Below are 24,423 nucleotides of genomic sequence, written 5' to 3' on the forward strand. Positions count from 1 at the left end.
ACGGCCGGGGTTCCGCGGGGCGAGGAGCACGGGGGGTTCATGGAGACGTCAGCGGCTCACATGGAGTTCGACTTCGACGTGGTGAATCTCAGCGGTTCCGCGAACCTGGATCTGGACGAGTTGTCCGAAAACGCTCTGGGCAGGTCCTTACGACGGGTTCGGCGCGACACTCTGGAGCGTCGCGCGATGGACGTGGCCATGTTCCAGTCGGCGCTCTGAAGGGGTGCAAAGACAGCGGGGGACCGCGTGGCAGGAGGTGGCACGTGCGTGATGCGAACCCCTTTACCGAGTGGATCGTCAAGGTCGCACAGCCGTGCAATCTCGCCTGCGATCACTGCTATGTGTACGAACTGCGCGATCGCACCTGGCGGCACAAACCCCCCGTCATGGCGGCAGTGACCGCGGATCGACTGAGCCGCCGCATCGCCGAGCACGCCAGGCAACACGCCCTGCCCCGGGTCCGGGTAACTCTGCACGGGGGTGAACCTCTGCTCGCCGGCCCGTCTCGAATCGAACGCCTGTTGGAGTCTCTGAAGCGGGAGCTGCGCGGCACAGCGGAATGTGATACCTCCCTTCAGAGCAATGCGACTCTTCTGAATCCCTCATGGATGGACCTGTTCCGCCGACACGGGGTGTCGGTAGGCGTCAGTCTTGATGGCGGTCGTGAGGCCAACGACCGCCACAGGCGTGCCAGGAACGGGCGAGGCAGCCATGCCGCCGTCCAGAGGGGACTGGAACTCTTGCGGAGGCCCGAGAACAAGGCGCTGTTCGCGGGCCTGCTGTGCACGGTCGACCTCGCCAACCCGCCGCTCGATGTCTACGAGGCCCTGCTCGCGCACGAGCCGCCCGCCGTCAACTTCCTGCTGCCGCACGCCACCTGGGAACACCCGCCGCCCGGCCACGACCCGATGCGCACTCCGTACGCGAACTGGCTCCTGGCCGTGTTCGACAGGTGGTACACCGCACCGCGGCAGGAGACCCGCGTCCGACTGTTCGAGGACCTCATGGACCTCGCGCTCGGCGGTGCCGTGCGATCGGAGAGCACGGGGCTGGCCGACACGGACTTCCTGGTGGTCGAGAGCGACGGGACGATCGAGCTGTCCGACTCGCTCAAGGCAACCCGGGACGGCGGCGCGGCCACCGGGCTCGACATCTTCGCCCACGACTTCGACACCGCCGCGCGGCACCCGGTCGTGGCCGATGCCCGCCGCGGGGGCCTGACGGCGCTCTCCGACGTCTGCCGCGGATGTGAGGTCGTGCGCCTGTGCGGCGGCGGACTGCGCGCCCACCGCTTCCACCCGCGCACCGGCTTCGCGAACCCCAGCGTGTACTGCGCAGACCTGCGCGTACTCACCACCCGGATCCGGGACCGCGTCGTGGCCGACGCCGCCGAACTGCTGGGGAGCGCGTCGTGACGGCCCCGGCGACCCTGCGGATGACCGCGGAGGACTTCACGAGCCTGGCGGTCTGTCACCCGTCCCCGACCGCCCTGCGTGTCCTGCGGGACGGCCAGGTCTCCCGGCGCCTGCTGACGCTGATGAACGTGGCCGACACGGCCCGGGACAGCAGGCCGGAGTTCTGGGAATCCTGGGGAGCGGCGGCCTGGGAGCTGTGCGTCCGAGCCCGTGAAGCGGACGTCCGGGCCTTCGAGGACGTGCTGCTCCATCCTTACGTCGGTGTGTGGCTGGGCCGCTGCCTGCGGGACCTGAACGACCCGCGCCCCGCCGTCCGCGCGAGCGCCGAATGCGCCCGGCTGGTCGGTCTGGCGGCCGCCGCCGCGTTACGTGCCGGACTCCGCCCACACCTCGCCCTTCCGGCACCCGGGGCCTTGGTCTGGCTGCCCACGCTGGGTGTTGTCCGGTTGGCCGAGGGCGCGGAACAGGCCCGCCTGCGTGGTGACGTCGTGGACCTGGACGGGCGGTTACCGGCCCTGGGAGAGCAGGACGAACCGGCCGCCCATGGCACCACCCGGTGTGCGCCGCGGCGCATGACCGCCCGGCCGCCGGGAGACGCACCGCCGTTGTCGGTGGTCCTGGAGGACACCGACCCCTACCGGAACGCGCACGGTCATCCGGTGCTGCCCCGGCAGACCGCCGGGGAACTGCGCGCCTGGCAGGCCTCGGTGGCGTCGGCCTGGGAGACGCTGACCCGCCTGGTCCCGGAACGGGCAGCCGCCTGCGCCGCCCTGTGGACGGCACTGGTGCCGCTGCGACCACCGTGGACCGGGCAGGGCGTGAGTTCCTCGGCACGGGAGGCGTACGGGGCGATCGCGGCCTCCTTCACCCCGGATCCGGTACGGCTGGCCGAGACGGTCGTGCACGAGACAGCGCACATCGCTTTCGGAGCGCTCGCGGATCTGACCGACCTCTCGGATCCCGAGGACCGCACCCTGCACCAGTCGGTTGGCGGGAGGACACCCGCCCCGTCGGGTCCGTGCTCACCAGAACCCATGCCCACCTGGCGCTCCTGGAGTTCTGGCGCCGCCGACATCGGGAACTGAGCGGTGAGCGGGCCCGTTTCGTCGCGGGCATGAAGGACGAGGCGGCGCGCTGTGGCTTTTCCTTGCACCCGGCATGCGCCCGCCAGAAGGGTCCCTCACACGTTCGGGTGGCGTCGCGGGAAGCGCCGAATCCGGCGCGAAGGCACGGAGTTTCCGCTTCTGTGCAGGATGTGGCCGCGGCCGGGTGTGCTGGGAAGACGGCCGACGACACGACACCGAGGGCGGGCTGACAAATGACGACGCCGTGGTACAGCCAGGACGCGACAGCAGATTTTCACCATGTCCGGAACAAACATCGACGTGGTAGGGCTGGTGGTGACGAGTTGCGCGGCGCGTGCTCCGCAACCGCTCGGCCCATCAGCCGATCCGGCTCGTCCCGGGACCATGTCGCCAATGAAGCCATCGTGAGCCACTTCTATTTGAGTCACGTTCGCACCGTCGACGAGGAGTGGGTCGCATCGTTCTTCCACGACCTCTGCCGGGTCGTCGCCGAGCGCACGGGACGCTCCCCGGAGGCCGTCGGCGTCCGCGGGAAGCCGCACTCGCCGGACGTCTCGGTGGATCTGCTGGGCCGGTCCACCGTCCTGGTGGTGCTCCATTCGCCACGCCATTTCAGTCAATCGTATTGCCGGGCCGAGCTGTCCTACTTCCAGCGGCGGCTCAACATGCAACGGTCCAGGACCGGCCACAGCGCGGACGCGGTCGTCCCCGTCATGTGGGAGCCCGACCCCACTCACACACTGGACACTGTCGTCCCGTACCCGCCCCTCGGCGCCCGGTCCCAGGCCTACCGGCGTGACGGGCTGCTGCATCTGCTGCGGCTGAAGGCGCGCTACCGGTCGGAGTACGAGGAGGTGCTGAGGGCCACCGCCGACCGCATCGTCGTAGCCGCGGAACGGCTTCCCGAGGTGCACGGGTTCGATGCCGCCGGCAGCCACTCCCCCCTCGGCGCGCCCGCTCCCGCCGGCGCCCAGACGGTCAGCTTCGTCGTGGCGGCCTCGGCCAGGGAGGACCTGCCCGAGGGGCGACAGTCCAGCCAGTACTACGGAAAGACGGCCCTGGACTGGTCCCCCTTCGCACCGGGCGAACACGAGGCCCTGCTCTCCCTGGTGAAGAACACCGCCACCGCCCTGGACTTCACCGCGACGGTACTGCCCTTGGACGAGGACACCGTCGACCGGATCAGCCAGGACCAGGACCCCGAGCAGCTCGTCGTGCTCCTGGTGGACGCGTGGGTGGCGATGCACCGGGAGAAGCACCGGCTCCTGGCAGCCGTGGACGAGCGGAATCCCGAGGCGACCACGGCGCTCGAACCCCGGTCCCGTGACGACAGCGAGTCGGCCGAACAGGCGATCACCCTCGACGAACTCCTGGACCACACGCTCCCCCTGATGCGCGGGCAGCACAGCGAGTACGACCGCTGGGGGCTGCCGGACGCGGAGAGTCTGACGTCCTCCCTGCGCAAGGTCCTCATCCGCCTCCAGAACGAGGCGCTCAAGTCCGTGGACGTCGTTCGGTCGCCGGCCACGTCGGCCGAAGGCCGCCTCCCTACGTTTCCCCTGCTCGGAAGGTATTCCTCATGACGTTCGACTCGGGTGACGCCGGCACCCGCGAGTCCGGCACGATCGTCACGTTCTACTCGTTCAAGGGCGGCACCGGTCGCACCATGGCCCTGGCGAACGTGGCCTGGATCCTGGCCAGCAACGGAAAACATGTACTGGCCATGGACTGGGACCTGGAAGCGCCTGGCCTGCACCGCTACTTCGCTCCCTTCCTCGGCGACCCGGAACTCGACTCCACGCCCGGTGTCATCGAACTGGTCCGCGAGTTCGACCTGGCACCGAAGCCGGCCGACGGCGACTACAGCCGGTTCGCCCGGGTGGAGCGCTTCGCCTCCACCCTCACCTGGACCTTCGACAGCGGCGGCTACATCGACTTCGTCTCCCCGGGGCGCAAGACCCCCGAGTACTCCGAAACGATCAACACGTACGACTGGCGGGGGTTCTACGACCGCCGGGGCGGCGCGGCCTTCCTGCACGCCCTGCGCGAGGACATGCGGCGCAACTACGACTACGCCCTGATCGACAGCCGGACGGGCTGGAGCGACACGTCCGGCATCACCACGATGGCCATGCCGGACGTACTGGTCGACTGCTTCACCCTGAACACCCAGTCGGTGGACGGCAGCGCCAGCGTTGCGGCGAACGTACGGCACGCCGTCCCGCACGTCCGGATCCTCCCCGTGCCCATGCGGGTGGAGGACGCCGAGCAGGAGAAACTCGCGATCAGCCGCGGCCATGCCCGCCGGCGCTTCCAGGAGTTCCTGAAGGACACCCCGCGGGCCACCGACCCCGACGGCTACTGGGGCGCGGTGGAGATCCCCTACAAGCCCTTCTTCGCCTACGAGGAGGTCCTGGCCACCGTCGCCGACACGCCCCGCCAGCCCGCCTCCCTGCTGGGCGCCTACGAACGCCTCACCTCGGTGATCACGGACGGCCGGGTGACGGCCCTGCGGCCGGTCGAGGAGCCGGTGCGCAGGCAGCTGCTCGCCCGCTTCCAGCGGATGCCGGTGCCCGGCGGCCGTCTCGTGCCCCGGGTACGGATCGACTACGCACTGCGTGACGGCGCCTGGGCGGAGTGGATCGCGGCCCAGCTGCAGGCCGTGGGGATCAACGTGGCGCGGCGCGGAAGCAGCCCGTCCATGCGGCTGGACAACGCTCCCGCGGCCGGGGCCGATGTGGTCATCGCGCTGCTCTCGCCCGACTTCGCCACCACCCCGGTCGCCGACGAGGTACGCGCTCTGGCCGCGGCCCCCGAAGGGCCCAGGATCATCGGGCTGCGCACCCGGGAGCACCAACCGGAACCGGCGCTGCGTGGGCTGCCGGGATTCACCCTGGTCGACACGCCCGCCGCTCAGGTCCTGAGCAAGGTATTCGGCCTTCTAGAGCTGGAGGCACCCGCCGCCACGGTCAGCGAAGGCCCCGCCTATCCGGGCCTGGTTCCCCGGATCTTCAACGTGCCGCGCCGCAACAACGCCTTCACCGGCCGCGACGTACAGCTGGAGCAGCTGCGGTCCGACCTCAGTGTGGAGTCGCTGCGTCCGGAGTCACCGGTGGGCAAGGTGTTCCTGTACGGCCTGGGCGGCATCGGGAAGACCCAGATCGCGCAGGAGTACGCCCACCGTTACGGTCCCGAGTACGACCTCGTGCATTGGATCCCCGCGGAACAGCCGAGCCGAATCCCACAACTCCTCGCAGAGCTGGGGCTCGAACTGGGAGTCCCGGGCAACACGGTCGAAGAACGTGCCTGGGCGACCCTGACCGCGCTGAAGAACGGCGATCACGGGCGCTGGCTATTGGTTTTCGACAACGTCGTCGCAGGCCAGGGCACGGACGGCTGGACCCGGAACCCGGACGAGGCAGACACTGCGGAGCGGTACCTTCCGGCCGAGGGGCCGGGACACGTCATCCTCACCGCCCGGCGTTCGCCTCATGACGACGGCCAGAACGCCGTGGAGGTCGACGCCTTCAGCAGGTCCGAGAGCATCGCCCTGCTGCGCCGCAGGGTGGACGGACTCTCGGTGGAGGACGCGGACCGGATTGCCGACACCCTCGGTGACTTCCCGATGGCCATGGAGATCGCGGCGGCCTGGCTGCGCCAGACGGCCATGCCCCTGGACACCTACCTCGACCGGGTCAACAGCCAGGTCAGCATGGTTCTCAACGGTTCCGGAAATGCCGGGGCCAGCCAACAGGAGTCCCTCCTGGCGGTCTGGCGCCTGACCGTCGACCGGCTCGGCAACGAGCGGCCGGCGGCGGTCCGGCTCCTCGAACTCTGTGCCTTCCTGTCCCCCGAGCCGATCGCGCACGCTCTGCTCTACAGCGACGCCATGCGCAACCGGCTCGCCGAGGAGACCGGCGACGAGTCCGTGCTCGACCCCATGGTGATGGGGTATCTGATCCGCGACCTCGGCCGCTACGCGCTGGCCACGGTGGACCAGCAGAGCGGTTCCATCCAGATCCACCGACTGGTCCAGGCCGCGGTGCGCGAATGGCTGAGGGAGGATCCCGAGCGCGAGGAACGGACGCGGCACCAGGCGCAACTCGTGCTGGCGGGTGCTCTGCCCTCGGCCGCCTTCGCGGAGGACAGCGACACGGCCCGGCAGCGGTTCGCGGAGCTGCTGCCCCACCTGGAACCCTCCGAAGCGTTGTACAACACCGATGCGCGGGTGTGCGAGTGGGTCATCCGCCAGGTCCGCAACCAGTGGCGGCTCGACGACCACCGGGCAGCCGCCGCGCTGGGGAAGAAGGCACTCGATGCCTGGACGGAGTCCCTCGGCGCGGACCATCACCTCAGGCTGCGACTGGCCGCCCAGGTGGCCAACCCGCTGCGTTCCCTGGGACGTTACCGGGACGCCCACGCACTGGATGCCGACACACTGCGGCGGCAGCGCGAGCAGCTCGGCCCCGACGACGGCTACACCCTGGTCACCGCCCGCAACTACGGCGGCGATCTGCGTGGCCTCGGCCGCTACCAGGACGCGCACGACGAGGACCACCGAACCTACGAGCTCTACGTCAACAGCCCGCACTTCGGCATCGACCACGAGGACACCCTCCGGGCCGCGAACAACCTCGGCGTCTCGCTCATTCTGGCCGGCCGGGCCGCAGAGGCCCTGGAACGCGCGACCGAGACCTACAGGAGGGCTCGGCAGTCGCTCGGACTGCAACACGTGCTCACCTGGGCCTTCGCGGGAAGTGTCGCACTGGACCGCCGTGAGACGGGCGACTACCAGGGGTCCCTCGATCTGCTCATCGAGATCCGCAAACGACTCGTCAGCCTCCAGAAGAACGAGAAGGCCAACGACGTGCTGCGCACGGACGCGTCCCTCGCGGTGACCCAGCGCCGCCTGGGCAACTACGCCGAGGCGGAGGCCCTGACACGCTCAACCTTGAACATGTACCGAGAGCGCTACGGCGAGGGGCACCCCGAGACCATGTCGTGCACCGCCAATCTGGCCTGTGACCTGCTCGCGCTGTCGCTGGTGGACCCGATGCGGGGCTCGGAAGCGGTAGACCTCGGGAGGCAGAACTTCGAGCGCTACCGGGAGCGTGTCGGCCTCGACCACCCCTTCACCCTGGCGGCGGCGACCAACCTGGTGGCCATCCTCAGGAACCGAGGCGAGACCGAGCGCGCGATGGAGCTCGCCGACGAGACGCTCCCGCTCCTCGTCGCGGGACTGGGCGGCTCCCATCCCGCCACCGTCGCCTGCCGCGCCAACCGGGCCGGCGTGCTGGCCGCGTTGGGCCGGTACGAGGAGGCTCTGGCCCAGGACCAGGAAGCCCACGAGGCCTATCGCGTCCTCTACCGCGACCATCACCCGAGGGTGCTCTGCGCGGAGTACAACATCGCCCTGGACCGCAGCCTGATGGATGACGGCAATGACCTCCACGACATCCACCGGACGGTGCTTGCCGCCGAGCGGGAGTTCGGGCCGGACCATCCCACGGTCCGGGTGATGAGCGAGCGGAAGCGGATCGACTTCGACCTGGAGATGCCTCCGACCTGAGCCGGCGGTGCACAAGCCGTCCGCAGCAGATCCCCGGACGGGCCGGGCTTCGGTTCATGGGTACGAGAACGGAGTGGAGGAGCCCTTCGTCATGGCCAGGCCCGCGACCGCCCGCCACTCGGGCGACGTGGCCGTCAGGCCCATTTGACGACAGGCCCGCAGGGTGTCCAGGAACTCGGCGGTGCTCGCCGCCGGCCGGGTCACCACCGACTCGTTCTCGAACATGTCGGCCAACTCCGGGGTGAGCGTCTCGTCGTAGTCGTCCCCCATGTGCAACCGGGCGACCTTCAGGAGGTGTTCGCGGTCCGGGGACTCCAGCCTCAGCAGGATGCAGCGGCGCAGGAAGGCGGCGGACAGCTCCCGTTCCTCGTTGCTTGTGATCACCACCAGGGGTGCGCCCGTGCCCTCGGCCGCCGTCACCGTGCGGCGGTCGGGGCCCACGAAGCGGAGGTTGTTGAGCGGATCGAGCAGGGCGTCCGGGACATCGGGGTCGGCCTTGTCGATCTCGTCGATGAGGACCACCGCGGGACGGTCGCGCAACGCGGGCGGGCCCTCCTCGTCCACGGCCGGATCGAGCGCCTTCCACAGGGGGCCGGGCCAGAAGTAGGCACGCGAACCGGGGTCCTGGAGCGTGCCCTGGGTGGCGTCGTTGAGCTGACGGAACGCCTCCTCGCGCCAGAGCAGGTCGTGCGGTTCGGTGCGGGCGGTGACCACCTCGGTGTAGTAGCGGAAGCGCATCAGCCGGGCCACGTTCGGCGCGAGCGCCGACTTCCCCGAGCCGGGCGGGCCGAGCACGAGCAGGGGACGGCCGGACGCCAGCGCGACGTTGACGGCGAGGACGGTCCGGTCGTCGAAGAGGTAGATCTGGTCGTCGAGGCGGGCCGTGCCGCGCGCCGGCGTACGGCCGTTCCTCGCGGGCCGGTAGGTCTCCTCGGCCGGGTCGAAAAGCTTGATCAAGCCACTGTCCCCCATCGTCGGCCCACTGCTCCGGCGCACTGCACCCCGTTGCACTCTTCCCTATGGGGCGTACGGCCACTACTCGGTCGCCGAATATGGCCGACAGCGTGGTTCTCGTGGAGAAGCCGAAGCGGTCAGGTGATTCGCAAACCAATAGAAAGTCGAATAAGTAGCCAACCCGGAAGCCGTCAGACGCGAAGCCAACGCCGTATCCGGACCTCGGGCATCCGCAACAACTCCCGCGCCCCAGCGCCCAGATGCTCTACCCCAGCGCCCGGCGCAGACCGGTCGACACCGGGAGGCCGGGCCACGGGTCGATGTCGAGGAACATGACCGTCGAAGGCTCCAGCGCCGTCAGATCCCTTAGATTCGGGCAGCGCAGCAAACGCAGTTCGGGCAGCCGCGGGACAGCGACTCGGCCAGCCCGTCCACGGGGCCGACGCAGCACAGTTCGGCCACCGAGGTGCCGGCCCGGAGCAGGGCGCGCAGCTCCGCGGGCGAGCGTGCACCCGTCCTCCGCACGGCGGGACGGAGCGGAGTGCTGCCGGCCCCCAGCCGGCGTGGCGGTCCGCCCGCTGTCGCGAGGACACTGCGCGGGGTGCTGGCCTCGGCGGCCCGCAACTGGGCCAGAAGTTCGCCGAGTTCGGCGGACGGGTGCCGGCCGAGCAGCTCGTCGGTGTCCGCGCCGGGCGCGTGTGCCAGGTGCTGGGCCGCCAGGAAGGTCCTGCCCTCGGGGCCGGGGAAGGCCACGGTGTCGGGTCCGGGCCGTGACTGGCGTACCTGCCTGGTTTCCAGTTTCGCACGAGCCCGGGTGGCCGCCCGTGGCACATTCCAGGCCGTCAACTCGCAACTACTCAGGCACTATCGATGAATTGTCAGGTAAAATGCACGACGTGTCCGCCGAGGTGCCGCCTCCTCTGGGAAAGAAGCAGGCGAACCTGCTCACCGCCGTCCTGCGGGGGGTGCCCGTTCTGGGACCTGGCAAGGAACCCCATCTCCTGACCGACACGGACGTCCGCGCGGTGCTGGACACCCTGCCGCCGTGTGCCGACGCGCAGGAGACCGGTGAGGTCAACCGGCTGCGTCCCCGCTTACTGAACGCGGTCATCGGGACCGAGGCCAGACGCTCGGGTTACCTCCAGGGGCTGCCCGGCCACGGAGTCGTCCCGCTCCTGCGGACCGCCGGCGAGGCCGCCCGCGCCCCGCTGGTACTGCGGGTGGTCTACGGCGCCAGCACCACCGTTCCGCTCCGGGCGCTCAGTTACGTCCTCCCGGCCGTACGCATGGCCGCCCGGCTGACCGAAGCCGGCCATCGCACCCCCCACCTCCAGATCGTGCTGGCCGGTTCCCTCGGCTGCCGGGTCAACGGCCTGTACGGGCCGCAGGTCGCCGCGGAGACGGACCTGCTCGCCCGCTGTCTGGGCCGGCTCCTGTCGTTTCTCTCACCCGGCCATTACGGGGTGTACGGCACACTGCCGTCCGCCGAGGTCGTGACCGCCCTGGGAGATCTGGTGCGGATGCTGACCCCGGCCCGGCGGGCGGACGTCCTCGGCCGGCTCGGCGGCAAGGGCGGCGCCACCGGCGACGAACAGACCCTGCTGTACGCGGCCGCCCATGTCCTGGTGCACGACCGTGCCGCCGTCCCGCTCGCCCTGCGCCAGGGCAGCCCCGTCCCGGAGAACGCGAGGGTGATCGACATCGGCAGCCTTCAGGAGCGTCACTTCCACGACGTACGACGCCTGTTCGCGGCCGGGCCGGCCGGGTCCGCCGGTCCGGGGGCGCTCGTGCTGTCCCGGCACTCGGTTCCGCCGTACACCATGGCCAGGGGCGGCGACATCGGCCTGCGCGAGTTCCTGGACGACACGTACGCACCAGGCAGGACGGTGGCCTCCGCCGTCCGCCACGATCTGCGGCTGCTGTGGACCGCGCTGCCGCAGGAGGAACTGCGCCGCGTGGTCGGCACACCGAGGAGGGACCCCGGCGTGGTGCCCGACCTCCGGCGCACCGACACACAGCGGGCCGTCGGTCGCGGAGTCGTGGGCGTCCCCCAGGAAGCCCTGCGATGACCGACGGCGACGGCACCACCCGCCCCCACGAACTCGTGGCCCAGTTGCGCGCGTTGGGAATCCGCCCCGGGGACACCGTGCTCGTGCACGCGTCCCTGGGCGCCGTGGGGCCGGTGCACGGGGGTGCGCGGGCCGTCGCCGACGCCCTGCTGGAGGCACTCGGCGCGGACGGCACCCTCGTCGTCTACACACAGACTCCCGACAACTCCGACCCCTCCCGCTGGCCCGTCACGCGCGGGTACGCCGTACCGGCGAGGGAGTGGCCGCGGCTGCGCGCGACGCTGCCCGCGTTCGACCCGGAGCGGACCCCGAGCTTCGGGGTCGGCGTCCTGCCGGAGGAGGTCCGCACCCGCCCCGGGGCGCTGCGCAGCGGCCACCCGCAGAGTTCGTTCGCCGCTCTGGGGCCGGCCGCCGCCCGGATCACCACCGGGCACGCCCTGGACTGCCACCTGGGCGAGGACTCCCCCCTCGCCCGCCTGGAGGAACTGGACGCCCGCGTCCTGCTGCTGGGCGTGGGCTTCTCCGCCTGCACCGCCTTCCACCTGGCCGAGTACCGCGTACCGGGCCAGGGCACCCGCCTCTACGGCTGCGCGGTCGCCGACGGCAAGGGCGGCCGACGCTGGCACCGCTACCGCGACGTGGACTTCGACGCGTCGCTCTTCCCGGCCCTGGGCGACTCCTACGCGTCGCTGCCGGAGCGCCCGGTGACCCGGGGCCGGGTGGGCACCGCCGACTGCCTGCTGTTCGACCTCCCACAGACGGTGGCGTACGCGTCGAAATGGCTGATCGAACATCGGCCGGAGAACAGGCCCTAGGCAGTTCCCCTGCCGAACCAAGCCTGACCAAGCCTGAAAACCAGAAGATCCCGCCCAACTCGATGAGTTGGGCGGGATCTCTGTTTGTGCTGCGGTGGACCTGTGGGGATTTGAACCCCAGACCCCCTCGATGCGAACGAGGTGCGCTACCAGACTGCGCCACAGGCCCTTGCAACGAGTGAAACTCTAGCATCCCGATCCCGGTGCTCGGAAATCCGTTCCGCGCTCTCGGCCGAGGCCCCCGCACACTCCCCCACCTGCCCGAAGTTCGGGCCGAGTGCGGGCGGGCGGAGGCGTGTGGTGCTCGTTACTCGTTGGCGGCCCGGGGCCGCTCGCCGTCCTCGTACTGGTCGAACAGGGGTGTGCGGCCACGCTCGCGGGCCCGGCGGGCGGATGCCGCGCGGCGGGCGTCGGTGCGGCCGTCCGAGTCTTCCGAGCCGGACTCGGAGTCCGGCTCCGACGACAGGTCCGGTTCCGACTCCGCCGCGTCCTCCGTCGTCGCCGACTCCTCCGACTCGCGCCCCACCGTGCTCGACCGCGCCGAACTCCACGCGTCCGGTGCGCCGAGGTCCACGTCGGACGTGGCGCGGGGGGCGACCGGGGCGGTCACGTACGTCGGCAGGGGTACCGGGACCGGGTCCCAGCTGTCGCCGTGGCCGGGGCGGCGCTGGCGTTCGCGCTGCTGGTCGACCCACTCCGCGTGGTCGGTCTGCTCGACCAGCGCACGCCGGTCCGCGGCGAGCGCGGACAGTGCCGACAGGCCGGGGTCCGTCTCCGGCTCCGGGTGCTCGTCCTGGTCCTCGGCCCCGGGGTCGGTGGACGGCCGCCGCCGGGGCTGGCGCTCACGCAGTCGCTGCGCGGCCAGCTCGGCCTGGCGCCGGTCCATCTGGTAGGCGAAACGGCGCCGTTCCTGCGTACGCAGATAGGCGATGTATCCGCTGAGCATGACCGCCGGGACGGCGGGGGCCCAGAGGAGCGCGAGTCCGCCGACCGCCGCGACGATCGCGCCGAGCGTGAAGGCGAAGAACAGCATCACCGTCGTACGCCGACGGCGCGCGAGCACCTTCGAGCGCCGGGCGCGCGCGGCGGCTTCCGCCGAGGTACCCGCGCTCCGACGAGCCGCCGGTACGCGCTCGCGCTCCCGTTCCCTCGTCGGGGCCGGGGCCGGCGCCTGCTGCTCCCGCTTCGGCGCCCTCTGCTGCGCCGGAGCCTGCTCCTGTTGAACCTGTTCCTGTACCTGGGCCTTTGCCTGGGGACGGGCCGGGGGCATGGCGAAGGCCCGGACGTCCACCGAGTCGGTGACACCCCCCGGGTCTCCGGCGCTGTGCTCCCCCTCGTCGGTGGAGCGCGCCCGCAGGTCCTTGGCGTACCGGCGCTCCATGCCCGCCCGTCCGGACAGGAGCCGGATGGCGGTGCTGAAGCGTTCCGTCGGACGAGCCTCGTTCAGCTCGTCCTGCCTACGGAGCCACATCGGCACCAAGTAGGCGGCCCAGGCCCCGACAATGACTGCGTAGATGAGGCCGCTGCTGCTCACGCCTCACACGGTAGAGGGGTTTGCGTAAGGCCATCTGCCAATTGAGCCGGTGTGTCGCACGATCTGGCTGATATTTCGAGCTTTTTTTGTGATCGGTGCGATCAGCGGGTCATCGAGGGTGCGCATTTGGCACCCCAAGTCGATCGCTTTCGAACACTTATTCAATTTACGCGGGATTCCGCGGCGTGTTCTGGGATCGTGCCCGCTGCCAGCGGCTCAGCAACCCCTCGGGCACCTCTTCCGCTGTGAGCGCGAAGACGAGATGGTCGCGCCAGGCCCCGTCGATGTGGAGATAGCGGGGTCTGAGTCCCTCCTCGCGGAATCCGAGTTTCTCCACGACCCGGCGGCTTGGCCCGTTCTCGGGGCGAATGCAGACTTCGATGCGGTGCAGTCCGACCGTGCGGAAGCAGTGGTCGACAGCGAGGGCGACCGCCGTCGGCATGACACCCCGGCCCGCCACCGCCTCGTCGACCCAGTAGCCGACATGGCCCGAGCACATCGAGCCCCAGGTGATGCCGGCGACCGTCAACTGGCCGACCAGCTGTCCCCGGTACTCGATGGCGAACGGCAGCATCCGGCCCGCGTTCGCCTCCGCGCGCAGATGGCGGACCATCTGACGGTAGGTCGGCCGGTGGGCGATCGGGCCGCTGGGCGTGGGCGGCGGGATCGTCGCCTCCCAGGGGCGCAGCCAGTCCCGGTTGCGCCGGTTGATCTCGCGCCAGGCCCGCTGGTCGCGCAGCCTGACGGGCCGGAGGACGACATCGCCGTCCACCAGCTCGACCGGCCAGGATGGGCTGTTCAGCTCGCACCCCCACTGCTGGCCCCGGGTCTGGGGTGGTCTCCGCCCCGGATCTGGTCGACGGCGTGCTTCAACAGGGGTTCCAGGACCGTCAGTCCGTCCTTCACGCCGCCGCTGGAACCCGGCAGATTGACGATCAGGGTGCCGTCCGCGACTCCTGCGAGCCCGCGCGACAGCGCCGAGGTCGGCACCTTGTCCCGGCCGAACGCGCGGATGGCCTCGGCGATGCCCGGGACCTCCCGGTCGAGCACCGCGCGGGTCGCCTCCGGGGTGCGGTCGGTGGGCGAGATGCCGGTGCCGCCGGTGGTGACGACGACGTCGTACCCGGCCTGGACGCCGGCCCGCAGGGCGCTCTCCACCGGGTCGCCGTCGGGCACGACCCACGGTCCGTCGACGGCGAAGCCGAACTTCTCCAGCCCCGCCACGATCAGGGGGCCGCTCTTGTCCTCGTAGACACCGGCCGCCGCGCGGTTGGACGCGGTCACGACCAGGGCGGCGTAGGGCGCGAGCAGCGCGCCTCCGGCGTCGGCAGGCAGCGTCACCGGTGTCATGACCGGCTCCAGTCGCCCGACTTCCCGCCGGTCTTCTCCTCCACCCGGACGTCCGTGATGACCGCTCCCTTGTCGACAGCCTTGACCATGTCGATCACGGTGAGCGCGGCGACCGAGACCGCGGTGAGGGCCTCCATCTCGACGCCCGTGCGGTCCGTCGTCTTCACGGTGGCCAGGATCTCGACGGCGTCGTCCGCGACCGACAGATCCAGTTTCACACCCGACACCGACAACGGGTGGCAGAGCGGGATCAGATCCGGGGTGCGCTTGGCGCCCATGATGCCCGCGATCCGCGCGGTGGCCAGGGCGTCGCCCTTGGGGACGCCCTCCCCGCGCAGCAGCTCGATCACGCGGGGCGAGACGAGGACACGTCCGCTGGCACGGGCGGTCCGCGCGGTCACGTCCTTCCCGGATACGTCGACCATGCGGGCGGCGCCCGCCTCGTCGATGTGCGTCAGTCGGTCGTCCTGCGTGCTCATGTGCTGCGGCGCTCCCGGTCGGGCCTGTTGTGCGCGACACGGTACTCCCAACCCGCGCCCCTCAGCCGCCCCAGCCCACCGGCCGGCCGAGCAGTACGACCTCGACCTCGGCGCCGGGCTCCAGGGACTCCGTGTCCTCGGGTACGACGATCAGCGCGTCGGCGTGGGCGAGGGCCGCGATCAGGTGGGAGCCGGCGCCGCCGACCGGCGTCACCCGCCCGTCCGTGTAGGTGCCGCGCAGGAACTGACGGCGCCCGGCGGGCGAGGTCAGCGCCTTGCCCGTCTCCAGGACCGCCTTCGCCGTGGGCCGGTGGACGTCGGGCAGGCCCATCAGGGCACGGATCGCGGGCCGCACGAACAGTTCGAAGGAGACGTACGACGACACCGGGTTGCCCGGCAGGGCGAGCAGCGGGGTGTGGTCGGGGCCGACGGTGCCGAAGCCCTGGGGCTTGCCGGGCTGCATGGCGAGCTTGCGGAAGTCGACGCCGGCGCCGGGCTCGTCCTCGTCGGCGACGTGCGAGAGGGCCTCCTTGACCACGTCGTAGGCGCCCACGCTGACGCCTCCGGTGGTGACGACGAGGTCGGCGCGGACGAGCTGGTCCTCGATGGTGGAGCGGAGGGTCTCGGCGTCGTCGGCGACCGCGCCCACGCGGTAGGCGATCGCTCCGGCGTCCCGGGCGGCGGCGGTGAGGGCGAAGCTGTTGGAGTCGTAGATCTGGCCGCCGGCGAGCTTCTCGTCGGGCTGGATCAGCTCGCTGCCGGTGGACATGACGACCACGCGCGGGCGCGGGCGCACGCGTACGGTGCCGCGGCCGATCGCGGCGAGCAGGGCGATCTGCGGCGGGCCGAGGACGGTGCCCTCGGCGAGGGCGCGGTCACCGGCCTGGACGTCGCTGCCCTGCGCGCGCACATGCGCGCGTGCCGGTGCCGGGCGGTGCACGCGGACCTGGCCCTGGGGGCCCTCGGGGTCCGCGCTGCCGGGGCGCATCCCGGTGACGGGACCCTCGCCGAGGCCGCCGTCGGTCCACTCCACGGGGACGACGGTCTCGGCGCCGGGCGGCAGCGGGGCGCCGGTCATGATGCGGGCGGCCTGGCCGGGGCCCACGTGGAGCAGTCCGTCCTGGCCGGCCGCGACGTCCCCGATGACCGTCAGGGCGGCCGGGTACTCCTCGCTCGCGCCCGCGACATCCGCGACCCGGACCGCGTACCCGTCCATGGAGCTGTTGTCGAACGGCGGCAGGGAGACCTGCACCGTGACGTCCTCGACCAGGACACAGCCCTGGGCGTCGAGGAGTTGCAGCTCGATGGGTTCGAGGGGGCGGACGGTCGCGAGGATGTCCTCCAGGTGCTCGTCCACCGACCACAGGTGGTCCTGGCCGGTGGTGCGGGGCGCGGCGCTGCTCAACGTTGCTACATCTCCTCGGCTACGTAACTGCGAAGCCAGGTCCGGAAGTCCGGGCCCAGGTCTTCACGTTCGCATGCGAGTCTGACAATGGCACGCAGGTAGTCGCCGCGGTCCCCGGTGTCATAGCGGCGGCCCTTGAAGACGACGCCGTGCACGGGGCCGCCGACCTTCTCGTCGTCGGCGAGCTGCTGGAGAGCGTCGGTGAGCTGGATCTCGCCGCCGCGGCCGGGCTCGGTCCGGCGGAGGATGCCGAAGATGTGCGGGTCGAGGACGTAGCGGCCGATGATCGCGTAGTTCGAGGGGGCGTCGGCCGGCTCGGGCTTCTCGACCAGGCCGGTGACCTTGACGACGTCGCCGTCGTCGGTGGCCTCGACGGCCGCGCAGCCGTACAGGTGGATCTGCTCGGGGGCGACCTCCATGAGGGCGATCACGCTGCCGCCGTGCTGCTCCTGGACCTCGACCATGCGCTGGAGGAGGGGGTCGCGGGGGTCGATGAGGTCGTCGCCGAGGAGGACGGCGAAGGGCTCGTGGCCGACGTGCGGGGCGGCGCACAGGACGGCGTGGCCGAGGCCCTTGGGGTCGCCCTGGCGGACGTAGTGCATGGTCGCGAGGTCGCTGGACTCCTGGACCTTGGCGAGTCGCTCGGCGTCGCCCTTCTTCTGAAGGGCGGACTCCAGCTCGTAGTTGCGGTCGAAGTGGTCCTCAAGGGGGCGCTTGTTGCGTCCCGTGATCATGAGGACGTCGTCGAGGCCCGCGGAGACGGCCTCCTCGACCACGTACTGGATCGCCGGCTTGTCGACGACCGGCAGCATCTCCTTGGGAGTGGCCTTGGTGGCCGGCAGGAACCGGGTGCCGAGGCCTGCTGCGGGGATGACAGCCTTGCTGATCCTGGGGTGCGACTCAGTCATGGCCGCAACCCTATCCGGTGCCTTTGGGTCGATTCTGAGGCTTCGATTAATTGACTCTCATATCGATATATGAACGATATAAGAGTCCCGGAACGACAGCGGGAGAGCCATGGAGACAGAGCCTGACAAGCGAATGTTGCGGCGGGACTTCATGGCGGTGAGAAACAGGTTGACGGCCGACGATGTCCAGGCAGCGGCGACGGCCCTGGCCGCCCGCGCACTCGACCTGCCCGAACTCGCCCACGCGCGCACGGTGGCCGCGTACGTCTCCGTCGGCACCGAACCCGGCACCCGCGCCCTCCTGGACGCCCTCCACGCGCGCGGGGTGCGCGTTCTGCTGCCGGTCCTCCTCCCGGACAACGACCTCGACTGGGGCACGTACACCGGGGAGGCGTCCCTGGTGGAGGTGAGGCACGGCGGGCGGATGGCCCTGCTGGAGCCGTCCGGCGAGCGCCTCGGCGCGGACGCCGTGACGACCGCCGACGCCGTCCTGCTGCCCGGCCTGGCCGTGGACGACCGGGGGATGCGCCTGGGGCGCGGCGGAGGCTCGTACGACCGTGTGCTGGCCCGGCTGGAGCGGTCGGCCGCCGATCCGGCCCTGGTGGTGCTGCTGTACGACTCCGAGGTCGTCCCCCGTGTCCCGGCCGAGCCGCACGACCGGCCGGTGCACGCGGTGGTCACCCCTTCGGGAGTACACCGGTTCGGCGGACCCTCGTAGAACGGGAAACGGCCCTCCACGCGCGCGTGGAGGGCCGTTTCGGGACTACCGCATGCTCATGGCTTCAGCAGCAGTGTGTCGCTCGTGCTGTCCTCGACCGCCTTGTCCGTGAAGGACCAGTCCAGGAGTTCGCCGTCGACCCACTTGCCCGTCTGGTCGGTGTAGTGGTCGCTGAAGGCGTGCCCGGAGGCTCCCGTCAGGTTGATCCACTTCGACTTGTCGAGGTCGCCGAGGTTGACCACCATCCGCATCGACGGCACCCAGACGACGCCGTAGCCGCCGGCCGCGTTCCAGCCGGTCGCGTTGACCGTCGCCTCGCCGCCGCCGAGCTTCCAGGGGCCGCGGTTGAGGATGTACTGCAGGAAGCCGGGGCCCTCGGTGCCCAGGGTCTGGTTCTTCAGGAACAGACGGTGCAGCCGGCCCCAGCTCCAGGTGTCGATGTCCTTGCCGAGCTTGGCGGTCAGCTCCCAGCGGGCGTCCGTCATGGCGCGCGAGAACAGCTGGTCACGGTTGGTCGCGGCCTTCTCGGTGCGGGTCTTCGGCGTGCTCCACCAGTCGTTGTCCGTGTCGTTGATGATCCTGCGGACCACCTCGAACCAGCGGTCGCCGCCGTCCGGCTGCGCCTGGTCCGCGTCCCGCTGACCGCATTCGAGGACGCGCTGGTCCGCGTCGGCGGGGCTGGTGGTGTTCACCGGCTTCACGTACAGGCACTGGCCCTCGACCCGGACCTCCTTGGGCAGCTTGTTGCCGAAGGCGAGCTTCAGGATGTTGCGCCAGACCGCGTTGAAGTAGGCCGCCGCGGCGGAGTCGGCGTCCTGGGTGTAGTCCCAGCCCACCAGGAGCTTCTGCGCCTCGCGGACGTACTTGTCCTTGACGTCGATCGCCAGCAGCTTGGGCACCAGCAGCCTGGCGATCTCGCTGCTGTTGTCCAGCTGCATCTGGCGCATGTCGTCGGTGGAGATCTTGCCGCCGCCCTTGATCTTCGAGGCGATCAGGTCGGCGATGCGCTGGCTGCGGGTGCCGTAGCCCCAGTCCGTGGTGAGCGTGTACGGGTACTTGGCCTTGTCGACCACGGCCTGGTTGGCGGTCACGATGTAGCCGCGCGAGGGGTTGTACTCGAAGGGCAGCTCGGACTGCTTGAGGTAGCCGGTCCAGCGGTACTTGGAGTCCCAGCCGGGGACCGGGAGCGAGCCGTCGTCGCCCGCCGCGCGCGTGGGGATGAGTCCGGGCAGCTGGTAGCCGATGTTGCCCGCGGTGTCCGCGTAGACGAGGTTCTGCGAGGGCACGTCGAAGGAGGCCGCCGCCGCGCGGAACTCCGTCCAGTTGGACGCCTTGTCCATCAGGAAGACGGCGTCCATGGACTTCCCGGGGTCCAGCGCGGTCCAGCGCAGCGCGATGCCGTAGCCGTCGCCCCGGTCGGGGGCGGAGGCGTCGACGGTGGCCTTCTTGCCGACCTTGACCAGTTCGTCGTCGCGGTCGGACAGCAGGGGCCCGTTGTCGGTCTCGCGGACGACGATCGTCTTGGACGCGCCGCCGGCGACCTTGATGGTCTCCTCGCGCGTGGTGAACGGCTTGGTCTTGTTGTCGACCAGGTAGCCGTCGCCGGAGAGCTTCTCCAGGTAGAGGTCGGTGACGTCGGCGCCCGAGTTGGTCATGCCCCAGGCGATGTCACCGTTGTGCCCGATGATCACACCGGGCATGCCCGCAAAGGTGTACCCGGAGACGTCGTACTGGCACTTGGCGGAGACGCTGCGGCAGTGCAGGCCCATCTGGTACCAGACGGACGGCAGCGACGGCGACAGGTGCGGGTCGTTGGCCAGCAGCGGCTTGCCGGTGATGGTGTGGGCGCCCGAGACGACCCAGGAGTTCGAGCCGATGCCGTTGCCGTTCACACCGACGGCCGCCGGGACGTCGTCCAGGACCCGGTAGAGGCCCTCCAGCTGGCTCTGGAGCGCCGCGGAGTCCACGGAGGCGTACGACGACGTACCCGACCCCGAGGAGCCGGTCTGCGTGCTCGTGCCGGTGCCGCTCTTGACGAACGTCCCGGACGAGGCGTCGTACTCGCCCTCCTGGACGATCGGCTTGTTGCGGCTGTACGGGTACTCGGGGTACAGGTCGGCGATCTGCTGCGGGCCGAGGCGGCTGGTCAGCAGGGAGCGGTCGATCTCGTCCTGCATGTTGCCGCGCAGGTCCCAGGCCATCGCCTTCAGCCACGCGACCGAGTCGACCGGGGTCCACTCCTGCGGCTTGTAGTCGTTGCTGAACCCGAGGGCCGCGTACTCCAGGGAGATCTCCGCGCCGTCCTTGCCCTTGAGGTAGGCGTTGACCCCCTTGGCGTAGGCCTGGAGGTACTTCTTCGTGGCGGCCGACAGGGTCTTGTCGTACTCCTCCTTCGCCACCCGGTCCCAGCCGAGGGTGCGCAGGAACTCGTCGTTGTCGACCTGCCCCTTGCCGAACATCTCGGAGAGCCGGCCCGACGTCATGTGCCGGCGTACGTCCATCTCGTAGAACCGGTCCTGCGCCTGGACGTAGCCCTGCGCCATGAACAGGTCCTCGTCGGAGGAGGCGTAGATCTGCGGGATGCCGTAGCTGTCGCGCTTGACGTCGACGGGCCCCGACAGGCCTTCGAGCGAGATCGAACCCTTGGTCTGCGGGAAGGAGGCCCGGACGGTGCTCACGGACCAGAACGCGCCGTAGGCGACGCCTCCGATGATCGCCAGAACCAGGACGATCACGAACAGTCGGGCTTTGCGCCCCTTCTTCCTGCCGGACTTGCCGGGCTTGTGGCCGGAAGAGCTGGTGGTGGTGGGGGGCATCGCTGTCCTTGCTGTCCTAACGCGAGCGGCAGGCGGTACTGGAGTGCTGGAGCAACCATAGGCGCAGGGCCCGACGCGACTTGACGCGGAGTCGGGTACGCGAACGGACGGGCGTTCGATCATGCCTGCGGAAGCGTCAAGAAATCGTCAAGAGTTAGGTAAGGTAACGAAGTACTCGGGTACGCGGTGACTTCACGTCGTGTCCGATGTACGTGACCCGCGCGCGTGCCGCGCCGGGCCAGTGAAGGGAACGGCCGCTGACTGTCCACCATCTCAACCAGCTCCTGCTCGTCTGCTCGCTCGTCCTCCTCATCGCTGTGGCAGCGGTCCGGATCTCCTCGCGCAGCGGGCTCCCCAGCCTGCTCGTTTATCTGGGGATCGGCGTCGCCATGGGCCAGGACGGCATCGGCGACATCCACTTCGACAATGCCGAACTGACCCAGGTCATCGGATACGCGGCCCTGGTCGTGATCCTGGCCGAGGGCGGACTCGCCACGAAGTGGAAGGAGATCAAGCCCGCCCTCCCGGCCGCCTCCGCGCTGGCGCTGGTGGGGGTCGCGGTCAGCGTCGGCATCACGGCGACGGCCGCGCACTACCTGATCGGGCTGGAATGGCGGCAGGCGTTCATCATCGGGGCGGTCGTCTCCTCGACGGACGCGGCGGCGGTCTTCTCCGTCCTGCGGAAGATCCCCCTTCCCGCGCGCGTGACGGGCACCCTGGAGGCCGAGTCGGGCTTCAACGACGCCCCCGTGGTCATCCTGGTCGTCTCGCTGTCCACCGCGGGCCCGGTCGAGCACTGGTACACGCTGCTGGGCGTCATCATCCTGGAGCTGGCCATCGGCGCCGCCATCGGCATCACGGTCGGCTGGCTCGGCTCCTGGGGCCTCAGGCACGTGGCCCTGCCCGCGTCCGGCCTCTACCCCATCGCCGTGATGGCGATAGCCGTCACCGCGTACGCCGCCGGCGCGCTCGCCCACGGCAGCGGCTTCCTCGCGGTCTACCTGGCCTCCATGGTTCTCGGCAACGCCAAACTGCCGCACTGGCCCGCCACCCGCGGCTTCGCCGACGGCCTCGGCTGGATCGCCCAGATCGGCATGTTCGTCCTGCTCGGCCTCCAGGTCACCCCGCACGAGATGGGCGACGACATCTGGCCCGCGCTCGTCATAGGCCTCGCCCTGACCATGGTGGCGCGGCCCCTGAGCGTGCTGATCTGCCTGACGCCCTTCCGGGTGCCCTGGCAGGAGCAGACCCTGATGTCCTGGGCCGGGCTGCGCGGCGCGGTGCCCATCATCCTGGCGACCATCCCCATGGTGAGCGGCGTCGAGGAGAGCCGCCGCATCTTCAACATCGTCTTCGTCCTGGTAGTCGTCTACACCCTCGTCCAGGGCCCGACGCTCCCCTGGCTGGCCCGCAAACTGCACCTGGGCCAGGGCGAGGGGCCCGCCGACCTCGGTATCGAGTCCGCGCCCCTGGAGCGGCTGCGCGGGCATCTGCTGTCCGTCGCGATCCCCGACGGCTCCAAGATGCACGGCGTCGAGGTGGGCGAGCTGAGGCTGCCGCCGGGCGCCGCGGTCACCCTCGTCGTCCGCGATGAAAAATCGTTCGTTCCGCTTCCCACCACGGTCCTTCGCCGCGGTGACGAACTCCTCGTGGTGACCACCGACCCGGTCCGCGACGCGACGGAACGCCGCCTGCGGGCCGTCGGGCAGGGCGGCAAGCTCGCCCAGTGGCTGGGCACGGGCGGCAATGGAGCAGAGGCGTGACGCACCTCTCCGCTTCCTTTCAGAGGTACGGGGCACCATCGCCCCTGTACAGTGAAGGCGCACCCTGATCGAACCAACTCTGTCTGAAGCAGAGCTGGCGCGACCGTATGGCGGCCGGGACATCCTCTGCGGGGGCGTCGGCATCTACCGCAGTCCGCGCAAGAGGACAGCTCTCGGCGCCGCCCGCACGCACGGGGCCGCGCTACCAGGCAGCAGAAAGGCACGGCCGTGGCATCCACGGTCACCTACGGACAGCTGCTCCGCACCCCCGGCGCCTGGACGTTCCTGCTCCCCGGCTTCGCCGCGCGACAGCCGTTCGCGATGCTCACCATCTCCATCGTGCTGCTCGTCCAGCACACCACCGGCTCGTACGGCACCGCCGGCGCCGTGGCCGCCGTCACCGGCGTCTCCATGGCCCTGTGCGCGCCCTACGGGGGCCGCCTCGCCGACCGCCACGGACAGCGCGCGGTCCTCGTCCCCGGTGTCGTCCTGCACACCCTGTCCGGCCTCGCCCTGACGGCGCTGGCGCTGACCGGCGCCCCCTTGTGGACCCTGTTCGCAGCCGCCGTCCTGACCGGCGCCTCCACACCCCAGATCGGCCCCATGGTCCGCGCCCGCTGGGCGGCGAAGCTCCAGGACTCGCCCCTGATGCCGACGGCGGCGGCCTTCGAGTCCGTCACCGACGAGCTGACCTTCGTCTTCGGCCCGCTGCTCGCGACCGCCCTGTGCACCGCTGTCGACCCGGCGGCCGGTCTGGTCACCGAGGCCGCGCTGACCCTCCTCGGCGGTCTGCTGTTCGCGGCGCAGAAGAGCACCCAGCCGTCGGTGACGACGGCCGGTTCGCTGAGCGGGCGGCACGCGCGCGTGGAGCGCGTTTCCGCACTGGGCGTCCCCGGGGTACGCGTCCTGATCGTCGCGTTCCTCGGCATCGGCGCCGTCTTCGGCGGCATGCAGGTCTCGCTCGCCGCGTTCAGCGAGTCCATCGGCGACCCCGGTCTGAACGGCATCCTGTACGGGGTCTTCGCCGCCGGCAACATGCTCTCCGGCCTGGTCTGCGGAGCCGTCGCCTGGCGCATGGCCCCGCAGCGGCGCCTGGTCGCCGGGTACGCCGCCCTCGCGGTCACCGCCTCCGGCCTGTGGGCGGCCGACTCCGTCCTGACGCTCGCCGGGCTCGGCCTCCTGGTCGGCATGTGCATCGCGCCCGCGCTGATCACCGGCTACACCCTGGTCGACTCTCTGGTCCCGGCCGGCGCCCGCACCGAGGCGTTCACCTGGCTGACCGGCGCGGTCGCCCTCGGCCAGGCGGCGGCCGTCACCGCCGCGGGCCAGCTGGAGGACCGTCTGTGGGCCGGCGCCGGGTTCCTGGTCCCCATGGGCGGCACCCTGCTGGCCCTGACGACCCTGGTGGTCCTGCGTTCACGGCTCGCACCACGGGTGACGATCCGCCCGGCGAGCCTGACCGTCGCACGTGGCGTCGGTCACCGCACACCGGTGACAGTGGACTGATCGGCGGGAATACGTCACTATGGACGATCGTTAGCAC

The 24,423-nt window shown here is 70.6% G+C and carries 19 protein-coding genes and 1 tRNA gene; 10 read left to right on the plus strand and 10 right to left on the minus strand.

All coding sequences use genetic code 11. The annotated features are described in order from the left end of the window. Positions 1-39 precede the first annotated feature (39 nt). The 5 genes from fxsA (at position 40) to fxsT (ending at position 8,069) form a co-directional block, all read left to right on the plus strand. On the plus strand, positions 40-219 hold the full coding sequence (gene fxsA / locus ACFYXF_RS26805) for an FxSxx-COOH cyclophane-containing RiPP peptide (RefSeq protein ID WP_389353032.1): 180 nt from the start codon (positions 40-42) through the stop codon (positions 217-219). 44 nt (positions 220-263) lie between these two features. Further along, positions 264-1,415 (plus strand): FxsB family cyclophane-forming radical SAM/SPASM peptide maturase, encoded by a 1,152-nt coding sequence (locus ACFYXF_RS26810; protein WP_389353034.1) that lies wholly within the window; start codon positions 264-266, stop codon positions 1,413-1,415. Beyond that, entirely contained in the window at positions 1,412-2,500 is a 1,089-nt protein-coding gene (locus ACFYXF_RS26815; RefSeq protein WP_389353036.1) for an aKG-HExxH-type peptide beta-hydroxylase, read from the plus strand. The genes ACFYXF_RS26810 and ACFYXF_RS26815 overlap by 4 nt, the downstream gene beginning before the upstream one ends. A gap of 404 nt (positions 2,501-2,904) precedes the next feature. Then, positions 2,905-4,083, plus strand: coding sequence for an FxsC protein (fsxC, locus tag ACFYXF_RS26820; protein WP_389353038.1), 1,179 nt, complete (start codon positions 2,905-2,907; stop codon positions 4,081-4,083). After that, on the plus strand, positions 4,080-8,069 hold the full coding sequence (fxsT, locus tag ACFYXF_RS26825) for an FxSxx-COOH system tetratricopeptide repeat protein (RefSeq protein ID WP_389353040.1): 3,990 nt from the start codon (positions 4,080-4,082) through the stop codon (positions 8,067-8,069). The genes fsxC and fxsT overlap by 4 nt, the downstream gene beginning before the upstream one ends. 54 nt (positions 8,070-8,123) lie before the next feature. Here the strand turns inward: fxsT and ACFYXF_RS26830 are convergent, their stop codons facing one another. Together ACFYXF_RS26830 and ACFYXF_RS26835 are read right to left on the minus strand one after the other, a co-directional pair. Continuing rightward, positions 8,124-9,026 (minus strand): AAA family ATPase, encoded by a 903-nt coding sequence (locus ACFYXF_RS26830; protein WP_389353042.1) that lies wholly within the window; start codon positions 9,024-9,026, stop codon positions 8,124-8,126. Between the two features lie 363 nt (positions 9,027-9,389). Then, positions 9,390-9,776, minus strand: coding sequence for a hypothetical protein (locus ACFYXF_RS26835; protein WP_389353044.1), 387 nt, complete (start codon positions 9,774-9,776; stop codon positions 9,390-9,392). Between the two features lie 134 nt (positions 9,777-9,910). On the opposite strand from ACFYXF_RS26835, the gene ACFYXF_RS26840 reads away from it, so the two are divergent. Both ACFYXF_RS26840 and ACFYXF_RS26845 read left to right on the plus strand, forming a co-directional pair. Beyond that, positions 9,911-11,092, plus strand: a complete 1,182-nt coding sequence (locus ACFYXF_RS26840; RefSeq protein ID WP_389353046.1) for a hypothetical protein — start codon at positions 9,911-9,913, stop codon at positions 11,090-11,092. After that, positions 11,089-11,907: an aminoglycoside N(3)-acetyltransferase gene (locus ACFYXF_RS26845; protein WP_389353048.1), complete on the plus strand. Its 819-nt coding sequence runs from the start codon at positions 11,089-11,091 to the stop codon at positions 11,905-11,907. Before ACFYXF_RS26840 ends, ACFYXF_RS26845 begins: the two co-directional genes overlap by 4 nt. 95 nt (positions 11,908-12,002) lie before the next feature. On the opposite strand, the gene ACFYXF_RS26850 is transcribed toward ACFYXF_RS26845, so the two are convergent. The 7 genes from ACFYXF_RS26850 to galU form a co-directional block, all read right to left on the minus strand. Next, positions 12,003-12,076, minus strand: a tRNA-Ala gene (locus ACFYXF_RS26850). A gap of 138 nt (positions 12,077-12,214) precedes the next feature. After that, entirely contained in the window at positions 12,215-13,441 is a 1,227-nt protein-coding gene (gene glpR, locus ACFYXF_RS26855) for a gephyrin-like molybdotransferase receptor GlpR (RefSeq protein WP_389353050.1), read from the minus strand. A gap of 166 nt (positions 13,442-13,607) precedes the next feature. After that, complete coding sequence (locus ACFYXF_RS26860) at positions 13,608-14,213, minus strand: GNAT family N-acetyltransferase (RefSeq protein ID WP_389353052.1); 606 nt, start codon at positions 14,211-14,213, stop codon at positions 13,608-13,610. A 26-nt stretch (positions 14,214-14,239) separates the two neighbouring features. Continuing rightward, complete coding sequence (locus ACFYXF_RS26865) at positions 14,240-14,791, minus strand: molybdenum cofactor biosynthesis protein B (RefSeq protein ID WP_389353054.1); 552 nt, start codon at positions 14,789-14,791, stop codon at positions 14,240-14,242. Next, entirely contained in the window at positions 14,788-15,270 is a 483-nt protein-coding gene (moaC, locus tag ACFYXF_RS26870; protein ID WP_235477922.1) for a cyclic pyranopterin monophosphate synthase MoaC, read from the minus strand. The genes ACFYXF_RS26865 and moaC overlap by 4 nt, the downstream gene beginning before the upstream one ends. A 61-nt stretch (positions 15,271-15,331) precedes the next feature. Then, positions 15,332-16,675 carry a gephyrin-like molybdotransferase Glp gene (gene glp, locus ACFYXF_RS26875; protein ID WP_389353056.1) on the minus strand — a complete coding sequence of 448 codons (1,344 nt, stop codon included), beginning with the start codon at positions 16,673-16,675 and terminating at the stop codon, positions 15,332-15,334. Between the two features lie 5 nt (positions 16,676-16,680). After that, positions 16,681-17,583 carry a UTP--glucose-1-phosphate uridylyltransferase GalU gene (gene galU, locus ACFYXF_RS26880; RefSeq protein WP_389353058.1) on the minus strand — a complete coding sequence of 301 codons (903 nt, stop codon included), beginning with the start codon at positions 17,581-17,583 and terminating at the stop codon, positions 16,681-16,683. A 109-nt stretch (positions 17,584-17,692) separates the two neighbouring features. Between galU and ACFYXF_RS26885 the strand changes: the two genes are divergently transcribed. After that, complete coding sequence (locus tag ACFYXF_RS26885; protein ID WP_389353061.1) at positions 17,693-18,301, plus strand: 5-formyltetrahydrofolate cyclo-ligase; 609 nt, start codon at positions 17,693-17,695, stop codon at positions 18,299-18,301. Between the two features lie 56 nt (positions 18,302-18,357). Here ACFYXF_RS26885 and ACFYXF_RS26890 read toward each other — a convergent pair whose 3' ends face one another. After that, positions 18,358-21,117, minus strand: a complete 2,760-nt coding sequence (locus tag ACFYXF_RS26890) for a penicillin acylase family protein (RefSeq protein ID WP_389353063.1) — start codon at positions 21,115-21,117, stop codon at positions 18,358-18,360. A 257-nt stretch (positions 21,118-21,374) separates the two neighbouring features. On the opposite strand from ACFYXF_RS26890, the gene ACFYXF_RS26895 reads away from it, so the two are divergent. Both ACFYXF_RS26895 and ACFYXF_RS26900 read left to right on the plus strand, forming a co-directional pair. After that, entirely contained in the window at positions 21,375-22,880 is a 1,506-nt protein-coding gene (locus tag ACFYXF_RS26895) for a potassium/proton antiporter (RefSeq protein ID WP_389353341.1), read from the plus strand. A 228-nt stretch (positions 22,881-23,108) separates the two neighbouring features. Next, positions 23,109-24,386 carry an MFS transporter gene (locus ACFYXF_RS26900; protein WP_389353065.1) on the plus strand — a complete coding sequence of 426 codons (1,278 nt, stop codon included), beginning with the start codon at positions 23,109-23,111 and terminating at the stop codon, positions 24,384-24,386. Positions 24,387-24,423 lie beyond the last annotated feature (37 nt).

The sequence above is a fragment of the Streptomyces sp. NPDC002680 genome, assembly GCF_042889145.1.
Taxonomy (GTDB): domain Bacteria; phylum Actinomycetota; class Actinomycetes; order Streptomycetales; family Streptomycetaceae; genus Streptomyces; species Streptomyces adonidis.

Excerpts from the sequence above, each read along its gene's own strand:
- ACFYXF_RS26840 (WP_389353046.1), top strand. The coding sequence starts at position 9,911 with ATGCACGACGTGTCCGCCGAGGTGCCGCCTCCTCTGGGAAAGAAGCAG.
- fxsT (WP_389353040.1), top strand. The coding sequence starts at position 4,080 with ATGACGTTCGACTCGGGTGACGCCGGCACCCGCGAGTCCGGCACGATC.
- moaC (WP_235477922.1), bottom strand. The coding sequence starts at position 15,270 with ATGAGCACGCAGGACGACCGACTGACGCACATCGACGAGGCGGGCGCC.
- ACFYXF_RS26890 (WP_389353063.1), bottom strand. The coding sequence starts at position 21,117 with ATGCCCCCCACCACCACCAGCTCTTCCGGCCACAAGCCCGGCAAGTCC.
- ACFYXF_RS26845 (WP_389353048.1), top strand. The coding sequence starts at position 11,089 with ATGACCGACGGCGACGGCACCACCCGCCCCCACGAACTCGTGGCCCAG.
- fxsA (WP_389353032.1), top strand. The coding sequence starts at position 40 with ATGGAGACGTCAGCGGCTCACATGGAGTTCGACTTCGACGTGGTGAAT.
- ACFYXF_RS26865 (WP_389353054.1), bottom strand. The coding sequence starts at position 14,791 with ATGACACCGGTGACGCTGCCTGCCGACGCCGGAGGCGCGCTGCTCGCG.
- galU (WP_389353058.1), bottom strand. The coding sequence starts at position 17,583 with ATGACTGAGTCGCACCCCAGGATCAGCAAGGCTGTCATCCCCGCAGCA.
- ACFYXF_RS26885 (WP_389353061.1), top strand. The coding sequence starts at position 17,693 with ATGGAGACAGAGCCTGACAAGCGAATGTTGCGGCGGGACTTCATGGCG.